Genomic DNA, 20,141 nt, shown 5'->3' on the forward strand with positions numbered 1-20,141 from the left:
GCTGGTATGTCGTGGATGCCACTCACAGGCTCTACGAGTGTGTCAGTAGCCTGGCGGGCGTGTGCTTGATCCTGTTCGCCCTCGAGGTCGACCCGAATTATCGCCTCGTCCTCGCCGCCAACCGTGACGAGTTCCATCGTCGGCGCAGCGCCGCGGTACACCGGTGGGACGATCTGCCGGTGATCGGTGGACGTGACCTCGAGGCGGGTGGTACCTGGCTCGGCCTCGCTCCCGACAAGTACCGGTTGGCCGCGGTGACCAACGTGCGGGACGGGATCGCACAACCGCAGCCGGACAAGCGATCTCGCGGTGGACTACCCGTCGACTTCGTGACCGGCACGGGCAGTGCCGCCGACGCTGCGGCAGCCCTCGTGGAGACCGCCGACCGGTATGCCCCGGTGAACCTACTCGTCGACGACGGAGCCGAGATGTGGTGGGCCACCAACCATCTCGAACCCCGTGCCGTGCGGGTGGAGCCGGGAATCCACGGATTGTCCAACGGCGCACTCGACGAACCGTGGCCGAAGGTGACGGCGGGGACGGCCATGCTGCGCGACGCGCTGACGTCATCGGTCCCGTCGTCGTCCGACCCCGAAGCACTGCTCGACGCCCTGCACGACACCACCGTCGCCGAGGACGCTGCGCTCCCGCACACGGGTGTTCCGCTCGACAACGAGCGCGCCCTGTCGGCCATATTCGTCGACATGGGGGAGTACGGCACCCGGGCCGGCACAGTGGTTCGGATCGACTCCGCCGGCCACGGCGACATCACCGAACGTCGCTACACCCCCGACCAAGGTCCCTCCACCGTGGCCATCAGCGTCTGATCGTCCACCGCATTGTGCCGTGCTCGCCATCACCAGGGGCAGGGAGGCCATTGGAGGCGTTGTGACGCAGCCGGTTCCCTGGATTCGGCTATCGTCGTGGAGGTGGGTGACGAGAGACACCGTGCAGCGGCCGCGGAGGAGCAACCGCTGCCCCTGTTCGTCCTCATCCGGGGGTAGCGGGCAGGGGCGTTGATCCCCTGGAGGCTCAGCCTTGTCCCGTACCGATGCTCACGCGCCGCTCGCCGTCCGCCTGCATCGCGGCGAACTCGCCGCCTTTGCCGAGCATGACCATTCGAGCGCGGAGTGTGACCTGCCTGCTCGTCCGCCCGTCGATCCCGTGTCGGCCCGCACCGCGTGCCAGTGGGTGTGGCGCTACTGCGGTGTCCACGTCTGCTCGTGTTCTCTGTGCCACGCCGGCGACCACGCACGTCGTCGCAATCGTGTGGTGCGCAGGCAGAGTCGGCGTCGTCTCGATGAGGCGCTCAAGGAATGGCGCGCTGGGGGGGTGTCGGCGTCGACGATGTCACCGCACCGAGATGGCGGCGCGAGTAGCGTTCGGTCGCACCTGGTCTCACGCCGACGCCTGCGCCCCATCGAGGGAGCGCAGGCGTCGGTGTGCCGAGACCGGGTGGTGATCTCCTCAGTGCGCGGCGAACGGATTCGCGGTGACCGGGATGTCCAGGGCGGCACCGACTTCCGGGGTGAAGAGGTGTCCGTCGTGGGTCGACAGTCCGGCGGCCAGCGAGGCGTCGTCGCGGCAGGCCGCCTCCCATCCCTTGTCGGCCAGGCGCAGCACGTAGGGCAGGGTGGCGCCGGTGAGGGCCTGGGTCGAGGTGCGCGCAACCGTGCCGGGCATGTTGGCCACGCAGTAGAAGACGCTGTCGTGCACGGTGAAGGTCGGATCGTCGTGGGTGGTGGGGCGTGAATCCTCGAAGCAGCCGCCCTGATCGATCGCGATGTCGACCAGCACCGAGCCCGGCTTCATCTGTGCGACAAGGCTGTTGGGTACCAGGACCGGCGCCTTGGCGCCCGGGACGAGAACCGCGCCGATGACCAGATCGGCCTGCTTGATCGCCTCGGCCAGGGCCAGAGACGTCGAGTAACGAGTGTGCACCCGACCACCGAAGCGTGCGTCGATCGCGCGCAGCTTGGTGATGTCGAGATCGAAGACGGTGACCTGGGCGCCCATGCCCATGGCGATGGTCGCCGCGTTGACGCCGCTGACCCCACCGCCGATGACGACGACGTCGGCCGGTTCGGTTCCGGGAACGCCGCCCATGAGAACTCCGCGGCCACCTTCGGACCGCATCAGGTGGTACGCGCCGACCTGCGGGGCGAGCCGGCCCGCGACCTCACTCATCGGGGCCAGCAACGGGAGCGAGCCGTCGGCGGCGCGAACGGTCTCGTAGGCGATCGAGGTGGTCTTCGACGCGAGCAGCGCATCGGTGCACGGACGGCTGGCGGCGAGGTGCAGGTAGGTGAACAGGGTCTGCCCGGCACGCATTCGCGGGTATTCGGCGGCGATGGGCTCCTTGACCTTGAGGATCATCTCGGCCTGATCCCAGACCTGGTCGGCGGTCGAGAGGATCTGCGCCCCGGCCTCCTTGAAGTCGTTGTCGGCGATCGCCGAACCGAGTCCGGCACCGGCCTCGACGACCACCTCGTGGCCGCGATGGGTCAGCTCGGCGACTCCGGCCGGGGTGGCGGCGACGCGGTACTCGTTGTTCTTGATCTCGGTGGGGATACCGATACGCATGACGGGTTCTCCTTGACGGGTGGTGGTCTGTGGCGCCGACGGTGATGGACGTCGACCAGGAATGCTCATGGCTGAATGTTCCTCGATGAACTAGCCTTAAGAGTGAAGTAACTTCGAAATCGACACAAGAGACATGAATATGATTCTCGAACTCGTCGGTATGGCGAAGATCCATCGACCAGGAGGTATCTGATGCCCGGCTCGCCGAAGGATGTTCGGCCACAGCTCGACGAGGTCGATCGTCAATTGCTGCGGCACCTGCAGACCGATGCCCGGGTGACCAACAGCGACCTCGCCGCGCGCGTCGGGATCGCCGCATCGACCTGCCACGGTCGGGTCCGTCGACTGCGGGATCTCGGCGTCATCCGCGGGTTCTTCGCCGATGTCGATCCCGCGGCGGTGGGTCGTCCGCTGCGTGCGATGGTCGCGGTCAGCCTGCAATCGGATGCCCGCGGTCAGATCCGGAAGTTCGTCGGTGAGATCACCGGCCACGACGAGGTGATCGACGTGTTCTTCCTCGCCGGCTCCGACGACTACCTGCTGCACGTCGCGACCGCCGACACCGAGGAACTGCGTCGCTTCGTGGAGATGCTCAACGCCCGCCGAGAGGTCGCGGGCACGACGACGTCGCTGGTGTTCGACCACCGACGCGGCGACGCGCCGATCTACTGACCTGGTCTGCGCACCCTGATTCGATGTCCACGTCCACCGGCCGTGGCGCCTGCGGGCGGGCACGTCGACGCGTCCCCATAGACTTGGTGCGGGACCAATCGGGTCGTACGCGGCAACCCGTCGAGGAAAGGCTGACATGGCGCAGGGCATCAGGGTTGGGGTCTTCGGCTCCAACGGCAAGGTCGGCAGGGCGATCGTGTCGGGCATCGAGGCGGCCGACGACCTCACCTATACCGCCGGCGTCGACAAGGGCGACGCCCCGGAGTTCTTCACCGACACCGACACTCAGGTCGTTGTCGACTTCACCCACCCCGATGTGGTGATGGACAACCTGAAGTTCCTCATCGGCAACGGGATTCACGCCGTGGTCGGAACGACCGGCTTCACCGACGAGCGCCTCGCACAGGTACGCGAATGGCTCGCCGAGGCACCCGGTGTGGGGGTGCTCATCGCGCCGAACTTCGCGATCGGTGCGGTCCTGTGCATGCGCTTCGCCCAACAGGCGGCCCGCTTCTACGACTCCGTCGAGGTGATCGAACTGCATCACGCGGCCAAGGCCGACGCGCCCTCGGGCACCGCCTATCGCACCGCGTCGTTGATCGCCGAGGCCCGTGCGGCCGCCGGCGTCGGCCCCAGTCCCGACGCCACGACCGCCGAACTCGACGGCGCGCGCGGTGCCGAGGTCGACGGTGTGCGCGTGCACTCGGTGCGCCTCGCCGGCCTCGTCGCCCATCAGGAGGTCCTGCTCGGCACCGAGGGCGAGACCCTGACCATTCGCCACGACTCGCTGGATCGCACGTCGTTCGTCCCGGGTGTGCTGCTCGGCGTCCGCAGCATCGGCGAGCGGCCGGGTCTGACCGTCGGTCTCGACGACCTCATGGACCTGTAGGGGCGCCGCTCATGGCTCCCGACCCCGATCCGTCCCGTCCCGATCCGACCGGATCGGATGCGGACCAGTCGTCCGCCCGGTCGAAGAAGGTCCGCGAGCGCGACGCCCGTCCGATCGTGTGGATGATCGCCTTCCTGGTCATCGCGATGTGCGTGTACTTCGTGCTGCTCGGGCAGCGTGGCGTCGACCTGATCACCAGCGGGACCGCGGCCGGCATCGGCATCGGGATCGGCGTGCTGATCCTGCCGTTCCTGGGGATCTGGATGATCGTGGCCACCTTACGGGCCGGTATCGAGCATCAGCGATTGGCGCGCGCGATCGCCGAGGAGGGGCGGGAGCTCGACGTCTCCGACATGCCGCGCCGACCGTCCGGCCGCATCGAACGCGATGCGGCCGACGCGCTGTTCGCGCAGGTTCGTCAGGAGTGGGAGGCCGACCCGAATGACTGGCGCAACACCTACCGCATCGCCCGCGCCTATGACTACGCCGGGGACCGGAGTCGCGCCCGGGAAATGATGAAACGTGCTGTCGCGCAGTACCGTGGGCGGGCGTGATGGCAACACTGCTGATCGTGCACCACACCCCGTCGCCGCACTGTCAGGCGATGTTCGAGGCGGTCGTGTCGGGCGCCACCGACCCCGAGATCACCGGTGTCGAGGTCGTGCGCCGCGCCGCGCTGTCGGTGTCGGCCAGCGACTTTCTCGACGCGGACGGTTACGTATTGGGGAGCCCGGCGAACCTCGGCTCGATCTCGGGTGCTCTCAAGCACGCCTTCGACGGTTCGTACTACCAGATCCTCGATTCGACGCGGGGCCGACCGTTCGGGCTGTACCTGCACGGCAACGAGGGCACCGAGGGGGCGCAAGCCGCCGTCGACCGGATCACCGCCGGACTGGGCTGGACGAAGGCCGCCGAGTACGTCATCGCGTCGAACAAGCCCGACAAGGCGGTGCTCGAGGCGTGCTGGGAACTCGGGGCCACAGTGGCCGCCGGGATCATGGAGAGCTGAGAGCCCCTCGTTGCGCCGCTATTCATAGGTATGCCTAAGCTCATGTCCATGTCGAGAACTTTGCGCAGTTCGTGGCTAGGTCGAGTGTTCACGTCGATGGTGTGCCTCGGGGCGGTCGTCGTGGGTTCCGGTGTGGTGGCGGGTGAGGCACGGCCCGAGCCCGCGCCGGACCTGGCTGTCGAGACGGTCACCGGTGGTCTGCGGATTCCGTGGGAGGTGGTGGCGGCGCCGGACGGAACCATCCTCACCAACGAACGGTCGGGAAGGTTCGTGGCCGTCGCGCCCGACGGCCGCGCACACACGGTGCGGGCAGACCTGTCGACCCTGTTCGTCACCGGCGAGGCCGGACTGATGGGAATGGCGCTGGATCCGGGCTTCGCCACCAACCGACGCCTCTACACCTGCCAGTCGGAGGTGACCGCACCGACCGGGCGGATCACCGCTCCGCCGTCACTCATCCGGTCGCCACTGCCCTGGCCCAACACCGGTCAGGTGAACAGCGTCGTCGCCTGGGCGTGGCGCCCGACTGGTCGGCGCTGACGCGGGAACGCACCGTGCTGTCCGGCATCCCGCTCACGATGGCCGGGCGCGAAGCCGGGTGCGGTGTCACCGCAGCCCCCGACGGCACACTCTGGATCGGCACCGGCGACACCGGACTGCCGACCGTCTCCCAGGATCGATCCTCGTTGGGCGGCAAGGTCTTGCACATCAACGCCGACGGCAGCCCGGCAGCCGGCAATCCCGACGCCGCCAGCCCGATCTTCACCCTCGGCCATCGCAACGTTCAGAACATCGCCCTGGGTCCGGCGGGGCGCGTGTACTCCATCGAGCAGGGCACGCATGTCGACGACGAGCTCAATCTCCTCACCGCCGGCGGCAACTACGGTTTCCGCCCCGACAAGCGAATTCCCCTCAACGACGAGGACGCGGTGATGACCGATCCCCGCGTACCGGGTGCGATCGGTCCGGTGTGGAAGTCGGGTGCGCCGACGGTCGCGCCGCCCGCCATCACCTTTCTCCCCGATTCCGGTTGGGGACAGTGGAACGGTGCCCTGGTGATCTCCGCGCTCAAGGGCAAGCGACTGATCCTCGTGCAGCTCTCCGACGATGGACGGCGGGTCGTGCGAACAGCCGACGCACTCGACGGTGAGTACGGCAGGCTGCGCGGGACGACGATCGCCGCCGACGGGTCGTTGCTGCTGCTCACCAACAACGGCACGGACGACAAGATCCTGCGGGTTCGGCCGAGCTGATCGGCGCGCCGGGACAGGTTCACCCATGCCGGGTTCACCTACACTGGCTCCCGTGAGCACGGCGATCCACGGCAGCGCGCCGACCGGCACGATCCCCACCCCGTACGAGGACCTGTTGCGGTTGGTGCTCGACACCGGCACCCCGAAGGCCGACCGCACCGGAACCGGGACGCGCAGCCTGTTCGGCCATCAGTTGCGCTACGACCTCGCCGCGGGATTCCCGCTGATCACCACCAAGAAGGTGCATCTCAAGTCGATCGTCTACGAGTTGCTCTGGTTCTTGCGCGGAGACTCCAACGTGCGATGGCTGCAGGACCGCGGGGTCAGCATCTGGGATGAATGGGCCGACGCCAACGGTGATCTCGGCCCTGTCTACGGAGTCCAGTGGCGCAGCTGGCCGACACCGTCGGGGGAGCACATCGACCAGATCTCGGCCGCGCTGGACATGCTGCGGACCAACCCGGACTCGCGCCGTAACATCGTCTCGGCCTGGAACGTCGGGGAGATCCCGCAGATGGCGCTACCGCCCTGCCACGCGTTCTTCCAGTTCTACGTCGCCGACGGCAAGCTCTCGTGCCAGCTGTATCAGCGCAGCGCCGACCTGTTCCTCGGCGTGCCGTTCAACATCGCGTCCTACGCCCTGCTGACCCACATGATGGCCCAGCAGGCCGACCTCGACGTCGGCGAATTCGTCTGGACCGGCGGCGACTGCCACATCTATGACAACCACGTCGAGCAGGTGACCCGCCAGCTGTCGCGGGAGCCCTACCCATACCCGACACTCGCGTTGCGCAAAGCGGATTCGATCTTCGACTACGACTTCGACGATGTCGCCGTCGTCGGCTACCGGTCGCACCCCGGCATCAAGGCGCCGGTGGCGGTCTGACCTGTCGTGGCCTGAGGTGCCGCGAACGGCAATGTCGGAGGTGGCCATTATCCTGGGTTCATGGGCGGCATCACACTCATCTGGGCGCAGGATCGGGTCGGCGCGATCGGCCGCGACAACACCATCCCGTGGCGTGTGCCCGAGGACATGGCACGGTTTCGCGAGGTCACCGGCTCGCACGCGGTCGTGATGGGACGCAAGACCTGGGAGTCACTGCCCGAGCGTTTCCGGCCACTGCCCGGTCGGCGCAACATCGTGATCACCCGCTCGCAGACCTATCGCCCCGAAGGCGCCGAGGTGGTCCACACGGTGACCGAAGCGCTGCAGCTCGCCGGCTCCGACGCGGTGGTGATGGGCGGTGGAGAGATCTACACGGCCGCAATGGACTACGCGACGCACCTGCGCGTGACCGAGATCGACGTGCTGGTCACCGGTGCCGATGCGTTCGCCCCGGTGATCGACGAGAGGTGGCACGCGACGACCGAGACCGACTGGGCGCAGTCGAGCACCGGGACGTTCTATCGGTTCGTCGACTACGTGCGGCACACGTCCTGACGTGGCCGCCGCCCTCACCACGGCTCAGGCCCGCCGCATCGCGCTGACGGCACAGGGATTTTCCGATCGGCCGCCGACTGGTGCCGTCACCATGCGGCTTGTCGAACGAGTCGTGGCGCGCACCAAGCTGTTTCAGATGGATTCGGTCAACATCGCAGTGCGGGCGCATTATCTGCCGCTTTTCAGTCGGCTCGGCCCCTACGATCAGGCACTGCTCGATCGGGCCGCCTGGCGGCCCGGGCGTGGGCGCCGTTTGTTGACCGAATACTGGGCGCACGAGGCCGCGCTCATCCCCGTCGACGATTGGCCGCTGTTCGGGTTCCGGATGGCCGAGTACCGCGACGGACGCTACCGTCACACGCGAGACACCATGCGTCGCAACCGTGAACTCGCCGACGACGTGCGCGCCGTGATCGCCGAGGCCGGGCCGGTGACCCCGCGGCGCATCGAAGAAGTCCTCGGAATCGAGCGCGCACCACAGGCCGCGGGCGGCTGGTGGAACCGCGGTGAGGTCAAACACCTCTGCGAGGCGATGTTCGCCTCCGGTGAGTTCGCCGCGACCCGCGACGACGTCTTCGGACGTCACTACGACCTTGCCGAGCGGGTCGTCGGCGCCGATCGAGTGGACCGTCGTGTCGAGCGGGACGACGCGCACCGCGAACTCGTGAGGCGTGCAGCATCGGCCTTGGGGGTGGCCACCGTCGCCGACCTCGCCGACTACTACCGGCTCAAGACCGCAGACGTGCGGCCCGCTATCGCCGACCTGATCGACTCCGGTGTCCTGCAACCGGTTTCGGTGGACGGGTGGCGCGATGGTGCGTACCTCCACACCGCTGCAACGGTTCCCGCCCGGGTTCGCACAGCCAATCGTGAACGGGGAGCCATTCTGTCCCCGTTCGATCCGCTGGTGTTCTTCCGGCCTCGCACCGAACGAATCTTTGGTTTTCACTATCGAATCGAGATCTACGTTCCCGAACACAAACGCGTGCACGGGTATTACGTCCACCCGTACCTGCTCGGCGACGAGATCGTGGCGCGCGTCGATCTCAAGGCCGATCGGCAGCGCGGGGTGCTGATGGTTCCGGGAGTATTTTCCGAGGCTGGGCAACGTCTTTCGGAGATCGCGTCGGCATTGCGACGCGACCTGCAGGTGTTGGCCGACTGGCTCGGGATGGAGTCGGTCGAGATCGGTTCCCGCGGGGACCTTGCCGACACGCTACGTCATCTCTTCGACTGACAAGCCAGAACTGCGCAAAGTAACGCCTCGACAGGGTTCCCGATAACCACCACAAGTCGCGCTCATCGGCGAGGACGGCGAAAAAGCGTCGCTCGTGGCACTCATTCGCGAGCGTTGATGAGTTGGTGCGGATCGTCGCAGGGTTGCGATGCCGTCCGTTCAGGCACAGGGTGACGACAGGCCCAACCCGACAGAGGAGCTGGTGTGGAGCCATTGGATCGGACGGCAGCGGATCAGACAGCAGGGGATCGGCCGCCAATGCATCGACCGGCATTGCGTCGACCGGGCGATACGCAGATGGTCGCCGGAGACCCCGGCGGGAAAGCGCGTGGGCTGGCATTGCTGGCCGAGGTCGGCGTGGCTGTACCGGAATGGGTGGTGCTCGGCGCTGATCTATTCGAAAAGTATGTGCAGGAAACAGGTCTCACCGATCTGAGGCATCTGGTGAACTCGGCCGAGGATGAGCGCACCGCCCAGCGGTACGCGGCAGAATTGCGCGAGCGCGTCCTGTCGTCGTCGACGCCCGACGGCATCGACGACACGATCGACGCGGCATGGTCGCGACTCGGCCGCGGACCGGTGGCGGTGCGGTCGTCGGTGGCGGCCGAGGACGGCGCGGACCTCTCCTACGCCGGCCAGTTCGAAACATATCTCAATATCACTGGAACACAGGATATCTCGCTCCGGGTGCGTCAATGTTGGGCGTCGGCGTACGCGCCGCGGGTGCTCACTTACAGGTGGGCACACGGGGTCCGCGAAGCGGATGCGATCGCCGTGGTGCTGCAGCGACAGCTCGATCCGTTGACCAGTGGAGTCGTGTTCACCGCCAACCCCACGACCGGTGCCCGCGACGAGATGGTCGTCAGCGCGGTGTACGGACTCGGGGAGGGACTCGTCTCCGGCGCCGTCGACGCCGACACCGTCATTGTCGGTTCCGACGGGTCGGTGCGCGATACGACCATCGGGGACAAGGACTTCCGGGTCGTCACGCTGCCCGGTGGTGGCGTCGCGAGCGTCGTCGTCGACGATGCCGAGCGGCGGCGCGCGGTTCTGACCGACGGCCAGATACGAGAACTCGTCGCGACCGCCGAGCGGGTCGAGAGGGCCCTCGGTGGACCCCAGGACATCGAATGGGCCTTCGACGGTGCGGGTCTGTGGTTGCTGCAGGCCCGCCCGATCACCACCGCAAAGACCCCCGGGCCTCCGTCGAGACCGGTGTCGGACCGGCTGATCCGCGGTGCGGGCGAGTGTGTGGCCGACGACGATCTGCGAATCTGGGACAACTCCAACATCATCGAGAGCTTCAACGGGATCACCTCGCCCCTGACCTACACCACCGCCGCCGACATCTACGGTCGTGTCTACCGCGGCTACGCCGAGTCGATGCATCTGCCGCGGGCGGCCCTCGCCCAGATCGACACCTGGACGCCGGTGATGCTGGGCTGTTTTCACGGACGTGTGTATTACAACCTGCTCCACTGGTACCGGATGGTCGGCATGGCGCCGGGGCATGCCCTCAACCGCAAGGTCCTCGAGGCCGCGCTCGGCGTCGCCCAACCACTCGACAAGGACCTGGCACGAACGCTCAAGCCCTACTCCCTGGCCAACCCGATCCGGCGGCTCGCCGTGCGAGCGGTCACCACGGCGGTGTACCTCCGTCGGATGCGCGACATCGACGACCTCGTCGAGGACTTCCTCACCGAGTTCTACCGCGTCTACGACCACTTCGAGAACCTCGATGTGGACACCATGACCGGTGCGCAGGCCTATCGCACCTACCGTGAGGTGGAGGGCGATCTGGTTCGCCGATGGGGCCCGCTGATGGTTCTCGACGCCATCCTGCTCACCCTGACCGGCGCGATGTATCTGGTGACCAAGATCTTTCTGCCCAGGGCGCCGGAATGGTTCCTCTACGCCGTCGTCGGACCGGGCGCCGACGTCGAGTCCGCCGAACCGGCCCGGGCGATGGCCGCACTCGCCGATCTGGTGTCCGCGGACCCCGACGTCCGAGAACTCGTCACCACCGCCGACCCCGCCTCGATCCGCCGTGCCCTGCACGAAGGCGGCCACGATGCGGTCGCCGCAGCGGTGGAGGACTACCTGCAGCGCTACGGATACCGAAGTCTCGACGAACTGAAGCTCGAAGTCCCCGACCTGCGTGAGGATCCGTCGTCGGTGTTCGTCATGCTGCGCAGCGCACTGGCGCGCAACGCGGAATCGGCCGCACCTCCCGACCCGGGCACGCGTTCGGATCCGGCCATGCGTTCCCTCGGTCCGCCGCCGGAGTCCGCCCAGCAGTATCTCGACGCCCACCTGCACGGACTACGTCGCCGGACATATGACGCGCTGCGCGGCAAGCTGTCTCGGTGCGCCGCGCATCGTGAGCGTCTGCGATTCGCTCGCACAAGGGCTTTCGGCATGGTCAAACGGTTGATCCGCGTGATGGGCCGCGACCTCGCCGAGCGCGGGGTGCTCGAGGACTTCACCGACGTCTTCGAGCTGACCGTGACCGAACTCCGCGAATGTTACGAATCGGGCCCACCCGACGATGTAACGGCCATGGTGTGCGCACGCAGAGCGGCCCGCCACGCGGACTCGACCCTGATCGCGCCGGAACGCTTCGAGACCCGCGGACAGCGGTTCGACGACGAGGCACTCGCCGCGCAGGGCTGGACACCCGTGGCCGAGACCGCCGCCGCGCCTGCGGGATCGGTACTCGCGGGCACACCGTCGTGTGCGGGATCGGCCGAGGCGACCGCCCATGTGGTGACCGAACCGAACGGCGTCGACGGCGGGATCCTCGTGGCCTATCGCACCGACCCCGGGTGGGTGGCCGCACTGCCGTCGGCCTCGGCACTGGTCATCGAACGCGGCAGCCCGCTGACCCACGTGGCCATCGTCGCCCGCGAACTCGGCATCCCGACAGTGGTGCAACTCCGTGACGCGACGGCGTTGCTGCGCACCGGGATGCGGGTGCGCGTCGACGGCACCGCGGGAACCGTGACGGTCGTGTCGGACGCGCCGCAACCGACCGATACCGCACCCGACGACTCGCCATCGTTGACTACCGCAACCCCGGACGGGGCGCGACTCGAGAGGACCCCCGACCATGCGTGATCGAACCGGCCGTGACGCACCCGAGATCATCCGAGGATGGCTGCGCGACCCCGCACCGGACAAGGGCATTCACCTCGCCGATGAGGACGGTGGGTGGATCTTCCACTCCTACACCGACATCGCCGCGCGAGCGTTGCGCATCGCCGGTGCCATGCGCGAGCACGCGGTACGGCCCGGTGACGGAGTGTGCGTGATCCTGCCCACCGATGTCACGTGCGCGGCGGCGTTCTACGCGGTGTGGGCGTGCGGCGCGGTCTTCACACCGATCACCCCGCCGACCTTTGCCGACCTCGACGAGTACACCGCGCACGCCGCGTCGATCCTCGCCCAGGCCGCTCCCGCGCTCGTCGTGACCGCCCCGGGTCTGACGCCACTGGTGACCGACGCGGTGTCCGCGGCGGGACTCGATGCCCCGGTCATGGAGGTGGGCGCCGCCGGCTCGGATGCGACGCCGCTCGACGATCTCGCGCCGACGATCGAATGCGCTCTGCTGCAGTTCACCTCCGGATCCACCGGCACGCCGCGCGGGGTCGAGATCTCCTGGCCGAACCTCGCGACCAACACCGCGATGATCACCGACCTGCTGCGCTGGGGTGCCGATGAGCCGATGGCGTCGTGGCTTCCGCTCTACCACGACATGGGATTGGTCGGCGGTTTCCTCACCACGGTCACCAATCAGGAAGATCTGTACCTGATGCGACCCGACCAGTTCGTGCGTGATCCGGTGCGCTGGCTGCGCGCGATGGAGATCGCCCGCCACACGCCGTCTCCCTCGTTCTCCTTGGGCTATCTGGCCCACCGTGTTCGCCCCGACGACATCGACGGTCTCGACCTGTCGGGATGGCGCACCCTCGCGGTCGGTTCGGAGCCGGTGGAACTGTCGGATCTGCAATCCTTTTGCCGCCTTGTCGCCCCACAGGGCTTCGACCCGGCCGCGATCACCCTGGCCTACGGACTCGCCGAATCGACGTTGATGGTCAGTTCCTCGAGGCGCGACCGGCCGATCACCCTGCTCCGACCGGCCTCGCCACTTCGGTTCGGGGAGCCGGTCGACATGGGCAGATGTGCGGTGTTCGACGTCGACGCCGAGTATCCGGGATCGGGATGGATTGCCGGCCTGGGGTGTTCGACCCCTGACTCCGAGGTCGCCGTCGTCGACGACGACGGTCGGCCGGTGCCCGACGGGGTGCTCGGTGAGGTGACGGTCCGCGGTGGCTCCGTCGCCCGCGGCTATCTCGCCGGGTCACCGGCCGGTTCGACCCACATCACCGACGGTGTGCTCCACACCGGCGATGCCGGATTCCTGCACAACGCAGAGCTCTATGTCCTCGGTCGGATGGGATCGAGCCTGAAGGTGCGGGGCCGCTCGGTGTTCATGGAGGATGTCGAATCGACGGTGTCGGTCGAATGCGGGATCACCAAGGGCAAACTGGCGGCGGTGGCGATCACCGATGCCGGGTCGCAAGGCGTCGCACTGTTCGCCGAGACCGCGCCGGGAGAATGGATCTCCCACGCCCGCACCGTCATTCGCGGGCAACTCGGGCCCGCTCAGACGGTCACCGTCATCACCGGCGGGCGCGGCCTGATCCGGCGCACCTCGAGCGGAAAGCCGCGCCGGCGCCACATGTGGCAGATGTTCACCGCCGGGGAGATGACCGACGCCGTGGTGCATGAGGTCGACGGGACCGCGAGTGCCGCTGCTGCGAGCACCGTCGCATCGGCCCGGGAGACCGCCGACGACCGGGCCGTTCCGACGCTGCCCGCGCAGCGCGTGGCCCAACTCCTCGATACCGCACTCGACTCGGTCGTCGTCCCCGACAACTGTGCGATCGTGTTCGAGGGGTCACTCGCCGAGGGATTCGGCAACGAAGGCTCCGACGTCGATTTCCTCGTCGTGGCGGGCGGCGACGAAGAATTGCCGACGCTGCCGACGGTCCTGTTCGGTGACGGCCGCCGCCTCGAGGTGCGCACCCGTTCGCTCGCCCAGCTGCGCCACCACTTGGAGACGGTCGCCGATCATCTGGCCACCGGCACCGTCTCCGAGCTCGACGAGGATCTCCTCAACCGGTGTCAACGATTCCTGCGCTCGACCACGATTCGTACGAGCGCCCTCGTCGACCTCGACGAGCTGCGGGCGATCATCGACCACCGCCGTTTCGGTGAGGTGATGGCGCGATGGTGGCGCCACCGCACGGTCGCGGTGCTGCGGCACGTCACCACTCTGCGGACCCTCGGTGCCGACGACGAAGCGCTCGGGTGGATGCGTGATGCACTCGTTCAGGCGGCCAAGGCATGGTGCGCCGAGCGTGGCGAAACCTACGTGGAGACCAAATGGCTTCCCCGACAACTCGATCGGATCGACGACGAGCGGATGACCGAACGGTGGACCGCTGCGACCACACCGCCCACGCCTGACGCCGACTCGACCGGCTCCTGGTGGGTGGCGGCCACCGACCTGCTCGCGGAGATCGGAATCGACGCGAACGAGTGGACGGATGCGCGGCAGCTTCGGCTCGCACGTGTTCCCGGGGTGACGACGTGGACCATCGGTTCGCGTGTGCACGTGGTGCGTGGTGTGCGGGACGTCTTCGTGCTCTCCGACCCCGCGGCCCAAGCGTGGCGGCAGATGGTGTTCCGTCGTCCGGTGCTCGAGATCTGCGACCGCGGTGACCGTGCCGGGCAGGCGGAGCACCGCCCGGTCGCGGAGTACCTCGTCGAGTTCCTTCGACTCGGTGTCGTCGGAGTGGACTGGGCAGGCGCCGGGCCCATCCGGCCGGCGATGGCGATGTGCGAGGTCTCCGAACCGTACACACCACCGCCGGCCACGAGCGGTCCGATCGTCGGACTGGGTGGGGCGGTCGCCCCGCCGAGGGAGGGCGTTGCCGTGCTCTCGCCGTTGCCCGCAGAGCGATTCGCCTCGGCCGGCCTACAACTCACCTGGGCCAACATCGTCGCCGAGAACGCGCGGGAGGACCTCGTCGGCGCCCTCAAGAGCGGGCAGGGCGGTGTGGCCGATGTTGCAGCGCCACGCCTGATCGCAATGATCGCCCGAATGGTGCTCTCGGCGTGGGGAGTTCATCCTCTACCTTCCGATGTCACTCCGGCAGCCACGCTCCGCAGGATCCTGCCGAGCCCGATGATCGAACCCTCGACACTCACCGTCATCGAGCGGGCCGCCCATTTCCGATTCGACGACATCTTGTCCTCGGGCGGCGACGGACTCGCCGAACTCGAGGTACTCGACGGACTCCTCGGCGCGGTCCGGGCGCTCGTCGGCAGTGACTTCCCGGCCTCCTTCGACTCCCGCGACCAATGGCGCCGCACCCTCGAGATCGCCTACGACTGGGTTCGCCTGGGCACTCACCTGGAGGTTCGGTTGCCGCTGGCCGAGGCCGCCGATCTGATGAACAGCGGAGGCGGACAACCACATCCGGTCGCCGACGCCCCGCCGGCACCGTCCACGCCGATCGGGGGTGGTGCCCGATGAGCGTCGACGAGCAGCGCGCCGTGGGGCCGGACCACCAGGTCCGACGGATCGTGGTCGCGATGGCGCCGAATCCGCCCGCGGATGTGCCGGCGGTAACCGATCGCCTTCGCGAGGACCTCGGATACGAATCCGTCCGGCTCATCGAGCTCACCATCGCCCTGGAGAGAGCGTTCGGCCTGCCGCCCCTACCGCCCGCCGAACTCGCCGGCGTGCGCCGGGTCGGAGACGTCGAGGCCCTCATCCGCCGCCAGATCGGCCCCGACGATAGTCGCCGGATCAGCACCGACGACAGTCGCCGGATCAGCACCGACGACAGTCGCCGGATCAGCACCGACGACAGTCGCCGGATCAGCACCGACGGTAGAGGAGAAGGCCGATGACCCCGTCACATGATCGGCGCCGGCGTGATCACATCCTGGTGACCGGCGCTGCGGGCCTGGTCGGTACCGAGGTGTGCCGCAGACTCGAGGCGTCGGGCCGGCCGGTGATCGGCGTGACCCATCGCAACGACTCACTGATCGCCAACGACGGTGCACCCGTGACCATTTCCGACACGATCACCGGTGACGTGCGACTCGGTGGATTCGGTCCCGCGGTGACCGCCCGGGCCGATTCGCTGGCCGGTCGGGTATCGACGATCGTGCACTGCGCGGCGACCACCGCCTTCGATGCCGCCGACGAGGACTACGCGCAACTCAATGTGGGTGGCACCGCGCACGCCGTCGACCTTGCCCGCGCCTGGGACGTCCCGTTGGTGCACGTGTCGACCGCCTATGTCTGCGGCATGCGGGGCGGCACGATCGCCGAGGACGAGCTCGACGTCGGTCAGGTGTTCGGAACCCGCTACGAGAAGAGCAAATTCGATGCCGAGAAGCTCGTCGAACGGGCCCGCGCCGATGGGTTGCGCGCGGTGACGGTCCGGCCCGGGATCGTGACCGGCGTGAGTACCGACGGTGCCATCCGGGACCACAAGAACCTCTACACCGTCGTCAAACTCATGGTCGAGGGCAAACTGCGCACGCTGCCGGGACGCTACGACGCCACACTGTCGCTCGCGCCGGTCGATCACGTCGCCGACATCGTCACCGCCGCCACGTGCCACGCCGCCGATCTCGACGGAAAGGTACTGCACGCGTTGAGCTCTCGGCCGGTGACCCTGCGGGAGCTCTCCGACGTCCTGGCCGAGTATCCCTCCTTCCATGTGGCCACCTTCGTCCCGGATGCCACCTTCGATCCCGATGCACTCGAGGTGATCGAACGCGAGTACTTCCGCCGGGTCGGCTCGCTCTACACCAGCTACTTCCAACGGCGGCAGACCTTTTCGACCGGCATCGCCGAGACTGTCCTGGGGCGGCCGGCACCGGAATGTGGACCCGACTACTTGCGATTGCTTCTCGACCATTGCCTCGACATCGGCTACCTCGGTGCGCCACTGCCAGACGTGGAGACCGTCCTCGCCGGCCTCGGTGGTGCTCGATGACCGTGAAGACCGAACGCGCGCACCACGCGACGACCCCCATGACCGCCGATCTGCTCACCCGGATCGGCGTCGACGGCGCCGACCTGTCGACCCACCTCGGCGACACCTACGTGCTCGAGGCGATAGAGCATCTCGATCGGATGGGTGTGGAGGCAGACTGGTTCGCCACCCGATGCTCACTGCTGCTCCTCAAACCCGACGCCGTGGTGGCCCGTGGCGTCGCGCCGACGCTCGAGTGGCTGGCCGCGCATCGGTGGCGAATCCTGCACGCCGCACGGGTCGAGTCGGGACGCCACCTCGCGAGGGCGTTGTGGCAGACCTCGTGGGCGCGGGCGTCGGTCGAGCGTCGCCGACTGGCCGACCTCCTGGTCGAGATGTGCGACTCCATGGTCCTTCTCGTCACCGACGACCACAGCGCTGTCGGTGCCGCGGACGGCGCTGTCGGCGTTTCTGCGGGCGCTGTCGAGGACGTCGAGGGCGCTGTCGGCGTTTCTGCGGGCGCTGCCGGCGGGGAGTCGGCGACCGAGCGGCTGACGCGGGAGAAGGGACCCACCGATCCGACCGCGGGTGCCCCGGGTGAGCTGCGGCATGCGCTCGGTCACCGCAGCTACCTGCTGAATCTCGTGCATACACCCGACACGCCCGTCGAGGTGTTGCGGGAATGGGCGATCATGCTCGACGAATCCGGTCGCGAGGCCTGCCTGCAGGATGTGATCGACGGTGGTGTCGGCGTCGCCGAGCGGGTGGCGGCGTTGGCTGGGGAACTGTATTCGCAGACACCGGAGCGTGAATTCGTTCGCGCAGTGGCTGCCGAGCGGGTCGCTGCCCAGATGAGTGCTGCTGCTGCACGCCCCGCGTCCCCGGGGCCCGACCTCACCGATGACCGGGTCTGTGCCGACATGCTGCGCAGCGCCTGGGCGAACGGGATCGACCTGGACCCGTGGTCGGTGATCGTGCTCGGCTCCCACGTTCTGCCCATGACATCCGACCCGACCCGACGGGAGTGCAGATGACCACCCATATGACACCGACCCCGGACCGCCTCGATGTGGCTCACACCTGCCACAGCCAGACGATTCCGCGCGAACTCGTTCATCGGTGTTCCATCTCGGAGGTGTTCGTCACGTCGTTGTGGCGCGCGCAACCGGATCTCGGCGGCGACGAATTCCGCGTCGGTGCGCAGCTTCCGCGGATGCACGCCTACTTCGGGGATCACCGTGGGCCGCAGGCGGGTCGGCACGACCCGTTGTTGGTGATGGAAACCGCGCGGCAGGCCGCGATCGCGGTGACCCACCAGTTCTTCGACGTGCCGCTCGACAGCGCCTTCCTGGTCCGTACCTTCAACGGCGTCGCCGACGCACCCCTCGCCGACGGGGCGTGGCGGCCGGGATCCCGGCCCGCAGACGTCGACATCGCCGTCGGCATCGGTGCCCGCCATGTCGTCGCCGACCGGCTGATCGGACTCGACATGGTGCTGGCGATCTCGGCCGACGGTGCGCCACTGATGACCGTGGACGGGTCGTTCTCCTGGACGACCCGTGCGCAGTGGTCGGCCCTGCGCGCGCAGGCGCGCGGCGGTGCGGAACGCGGGCGCGTCCACGTGGCCGAGCCGGCACATCCACACGTCGTCGGTCGCTCTGACCCGCGCAACGTCGTGGTCGGGGTGCGCGCGCGGGATGGCCACGAGACGCGGGGCGAACTCGTCGTCGACACCGCCCACCCGGGCTTGTTCGATCACGAACTCGACCACGTGCCGGGCACCCTGCTGCTGGAAGCGGCGCGACAGATCGCGTTTGCTCATGTCGGTACGGACGTGCGGATCGCGGCGGTCCGGAGTTCGTTCGGCCGGTTCGTCGAACTCGATCGGCCGGCGAGGTGCATCGCACGTACAGACCATGCATGTACAGATCATGGGCACGACCCGGCCGACCCCGGAGCGGCAATCTCGGTGCTGGTGACGATCGAGCAGGGCGGCACCGCGTGCGCCGAGGTCCGGCTGGGTGTGGTGATCGGGACGTGATGGTGACCGAAACCCTTCGGGCGTCGTCGGTCTCGGTTGCGCGCATCGCCCGATTCACCGCGGTGATGTTCAAGCCGCAATATCTGCTCTTCGGGGTCCTGTGGGTGCTCGCGGCCGAAGGGACTGCGGCCCGGCTCAGCGGTGTGCGTTGGGAGCCCGGAGCGGCAACGGTCGTGCGCGTGGTGGTCGTGGTGCTCGTTCTGCTGTTCCTGCGGATGGTCGACGAACAGAAGGACCTCGACTACGACCGTGTGTACCACCCGGACCGGCCGCTGGTGACCGGTGCGGTCACCGCCACCGACCTGCGCGTTGCGATGCTCGTGCTCGGGGTGGTCGTGGTGGTGCTGTCCGGGACGGCGGGTGTGGGCTCGGCGATCGCGATCGCAGCGGTGCTCGCCTACGGCCTCGGTCTGTGGGCCGCCGAGACGGTGTGGCCTGCGCTGCGGCGGTCGGTGCTCGGCAATCTCGCCGTCACCTACCCGGTGCAACTGGTGTTGGCGGCGTATGTGATCGCCTCGGCGGTCGACACCGGACAGGTGGACGCAGCATGGTCGACGGCGTGGGTCGCGGTGCTGATGGCCGGGTCGTTCCTGCAGTTCGAGTTCGCGCGGAAAATATCTCGCCGACCGCGACCAGGTGAGATGTACTACTCGAATCCGCTCGGTGCCGCCGGCGCGGTCGGTGTCTCGATGGGCTTCGTCGCCCTGACGACGGTCGCGGTCCTGGCCATCTGGACGCCGTGGCGATTCGATGGCGTCGGCGCCCTCTTCGGTTGGGCGGCAGTGGTTCTCGCCGTCGTCCCGGTCGGGGCCGCGGTGGTGTGGCTGCGTTCGCGCCACGACGGGTATCCGCCCGTACCCGCCGCGGTGTACGTCCTGACCGTCTACCTCGCGGTCATCGGCGCGGCGCTGGCCACCCCGACGGGATGAGGTGACTCACCGATGACCAGCGCT

The 20,141-nt window shown here is 68.0% G+C and carries 16 protein-coding genes and 1 pseudogene; 16 read left to right on the forward strand and 1 reads right to left on the reverse strand.

Annotated elements, in window-relative coordinates:
- Positions 1-59: 59 nt before the first annotated feature.
- Positions 60-827, forward strand: a complete 768-nt coding sequence (locus tag GOPIP_RS18935; protein ID WP_035728436.1) for an NRDE family protein — start codon at positions 60-62, stop codon at positions 825-827.
- A gap of 640 nt (positions 828-1,467) precedes the next feature.
- On the opposite strand, the gene ald is transcribed toward GOPIP_RS18935, so the two are convergent.
- Positions 1,468-2,583, reverse strand: coding sequence for an alanine dehydrogenase (ald, locus tag GOPIP_RS18940; protein ID WP_006371379.1), 1,116 nt, complete (start codon positions 2,581-2,583; stop codon positions 1,468-1,470).
- 192 nt (positions 2,584-2,775) lie between these two features.
- On the opposite strand from ald, the gene GOPIP_RS18945 reads away from it, so the two are divergent.
- The 15 genes and pseudogenes from GOPIP_RS18945 (at position 2,776) to GOPIP_RS19015 (ending at position 20,117) form a co-directional block, all read left to right on the forward strand.
- The gene (locus tag GOPIP_RS18945; protein WP_006371380.1) at positions 2,776-3,255 is read left to right on the forward strand and encodes an Lrp/AsnC family transcriptional regulator; all 480 of its coding nucleotides are present in this window, start codon (positions 2,776-2,778) and stop codon (positions 3,253-3,255) included.
- A 136-nt stretch (positions 3,256-3,391) separates the two neighbouring features.
- On the forward strand, positions 3,392-4,144 hold the full coding sequence (gene dapB / locus GOPIP_RS18950; RefSeq protein WP_006371381.1) for a 4-hydroxy-tetrahydrodipicolinate reductase: 753 nt from the start codon (positions 3,392-3,394) through the stop codon (positions 4,142-4,144).
- A gap of 11 nt (positions 4,145-4,155) precedes the next feature.
- Positions 4,156-4,698: a hypothetical protein gene (locus GOPIP_RS18955; protein ID WP_006371382.1), complete on the forward strand. Its 543-nt coding sequence runs from the start codon at positions 4,156-4,158 to the stop codon at positions 4,696-4,698.
- On the forward strand, positions 4,698-5,153 hold the full coding sequence (locus GOPIP_RS18960; RefSeq protein WP_006371383.1) for a flavodoxin family protein: 456 nt from the start codon (positions 4,698-4,700) through the stop codon (positions 5,151-5,153). Before GOPIP_RS18955 ends, GOPIP_RS18960 begins: the two co-directional genes overlap by 1 nt.
- A gap of 48 nt (positions 5,154-5,201) precedes the next feature.
- Positions 5,202-6,406 (forward strand): annotated as a pseudogene (locus GOPIP_RS18965) (PQQ-dependent sugar dehydrogenase).
- Positions 6,407-6,431: 25 nt separating this feature from the next.
- Positions 6,432-7,292, forward strand: coding sequence for a thymidylate synthase (locus GOPIP_RS18970; RefSeq protein WP_006371386.1), 861 nt, complete (start codon positions 6,432-6,434; stop codon positions 7,290-7,292).
- Positions 7,293-7,352: 60 nt separating this feature from the next.
- On the forward strand, positions 7,353-7,847 hold the full coding sequence (locus GOPIP_RS18975; RefSeq protein WP_006371387.1) for a dihydrofolate reductase: 495 nt from the start codon (positions 7,353-7,355) through the stop codon (positions 7,845-7,847).
- Position 7,848: 1 nt separating this feature from the next.
- Entirely contained in the window at positions 7,849-9,084 is a 1,236-nt protein-coding gene (locus tag GOPIP_RS18980) for a winged helix-turn-helix domain-containing protein (RefSeq protein WP_006371388.1), read from the forward strand.
- Positions 9,085-9,342: 258 nt separating this feature from the next.
- Positions 9,343-12,201 (forward strand): phosphoenolpyruvate synthase, encoded by a 2,859-nt coding sequence (locus GOPIP_RS18985; RefSeq protein ID WP_081482534.1) that lies wholly within the window; start codon positions 9,343-9,345, stop codon positions 12,199-12,201.
- Complete coding sequence (locus GOPIP_RS18990) at positions 12,194-15,688, forward strand: AMP-binding protein (RefSeq protein WP_006371390.1); 3,495 nt, start codon at positions 12,194-12,196, stop codon at positions 15,686-15,688. Before GOPIP_RS18985 ends, GOPIP_RS18990 begins: the two co-directional genes overlap by 8 nt.
- The gene (locus tag GOPIP_RS18995; protein WP_006371391.1) at positions 15,685-16,068 is read left to right on the forward strand and encodes an acyl carrier protein; all 384 of its coding nucleotides are present in this window, start codon (positions 15,685-15,687) and stop codon (positions 16,066-16,068) included. Before GOPIP_RS18990 ends, GOPIP_RS18995 begins: the two co-directional genes overlap by 4 nt.
- The gene (locus tag GOPIP_RS19000) at positions 16,065-17,168 is read left to right on the forward strand and encodes an SDR family oxidoreductase (protein ID WP_006371392.1); all 1,104 of its coding nucleotides are present in this window, start codon (positions 16,065-16,067) and stop codon (positions 17,166-17,168) included. Before GOPIP_RS18995 ends, GOPIP_RS19000 begins: the two co-directional genes overlap by 4 nt.
- Entirely contained in the window at positions 17,165-18,181 is a 1,017-nt protein-coding gene (locus tag GOPIP_RS19005; protein WP_006371393.1) for a nucleoside-diphosphate kinase, read from the forward strand. The genes GOPIP_RS19000 and GOPIP_RS19005 overlap by 4 nt, the downstream gene beginning before the upstream one ends.
- A complete protein-coding gene (locus GOPIP_RS19010) occupies positions 18,178-19,188 on the forward strand; it encodes a ScbA/BarX family gamma-butyrolactone biosynthesis protein (protein WP_006371394.1) in 1,011 nt (336 codons plus the stop codon). Before GOPIP_RS19005 ends, GOPIP_RS19010 begins: the two co-directional genes overlap by 4 nt.
- The gene (locus GOPIP_RS19015; RefSeq protein ID WP_006371395.1) at positions 19,188-20,117 is read left to right on the forward strand and encodes a hypothetical protein; all 930 of its coding nucleotides are present in this window, start codon (positions 19,188-19,190) and stop codon (positions 20,115-20,117) included. Before GOPIP_RS19010 ends, GOPIP_RS19015 begins: the two co-directional genes overlap by 1 nt.
- The last annotated feature ends 24 nt before the right edge of the window (positions 20,118-20,141 follow it).

It is taken from the genome of Gordonia polyisoprenivorans NBRC 16320 = JCM 10675, from assembly GCF_000241325.1.
Taxonomy (GTDB): domain Bacteria; phylum Actinomycetota; class Actinomycetes; order Mycobacteriales; family Mycobacteriaceae; genus Gordonia; species Gordonia polyisoprenivorans.

Bases quoted from the DNA above. Each gene is read 5' to 3' on its own strand.
- ald (WP_006371379.1), bottom strand. From the start codon at position 2,583: ATGCGTATCGGTATCCCCACCGAGATCAAGAACAACGAGTACCGCGTC.
- GOPIP_RS18945 (WP_006371380.1), top strand. From the start codon at position 2,776: ATGCCCGGCTCGCCGAAGGATGTTCGGCCACAGCTCGACGAGGTCGAT.
- dapB (WP_006371381.1), top strand. From the start codon at position 3,392: ATGGCGCAGGGCATCAGGGTTGGGGTCTTCGGCTCCAACGGCAAGGTC.
- GOPIP_RS18955 (WP_006371382.1), top strand. From the start codon at position 4,156: ATGGCTCCCGACCCCGATCCGTCCCGTCCCGATCCGACCGGATCGGAT.
- GOPIP_RS18960 (WP_006371383.1), top strand. From the start codon at position 4,698: ATGGCAACACTGCTGATCGTGCACCACACCCCGTCGCCGCACTGTCAG.
- GOPIP_RS18970 (WP_006371386.1), top strand. From the start codon at position 6,432: ATGCCGGGTTCACCTACACTGGCTCCCGTGAGCACGGCGATCCACGGC.
- GOPIP_RS18975 (WP_006371387.1), top strand. From the start codon at position 7,353: ATGGGCGGCATCACACTCATCTGGGCGCAGGATCGGGTCGGCGCGATC.
- GOPIP_RS18985 (WP_081482534.1), top strand. From the start codon at position 9,343: ATGCATCGACCGGCATTGCGTCGACCGGGCGATACGCAGATGGTCGCC.
- GOPIP_RS18990 (WP_006371390.1), top strand. From the start codon at position 12,194: ATGCGTGATCGAACCGGCCGTGACGCACCCGAGATCATCCGAGGATGG.
- GOPIP_RS18995 (WP_006371391.1), top strand. From the start codon at position 15,685: ATGAGCGTCGACGAGCAGCGCGCCGTGGGGCCGGACCACCAGGTCCGA.
- GOPIP_RS19000 (WP_006371392.1), top strand. From the start codon at position 16,065: ATGACCCCGTCACATGATCGGCGCCGGCGTGATCACATCCTGGTGACC.
- GOPIP_RS19005 (WP_006371393.1), top strand. From the start codon at position 17,165: ATGACCGTGAAGACCGAACGCGCGCACCACGCGACGACCCCCATGACC.
- GOPIP_RS19010 (WP_006371394.1), top strand. From the start codon at position 18,178: ATGACCACCCATATGACACCGACCCCGGACCGCCTCGATGTGGCTCAC.
- GOPIP_RS19015 (WP_006371395.1), top strand. From the start codon at position 19,188: ATGGTGACCGAAACCCTTCGGGCGTCGTCGGTCTCGGTTGCGCGCATC.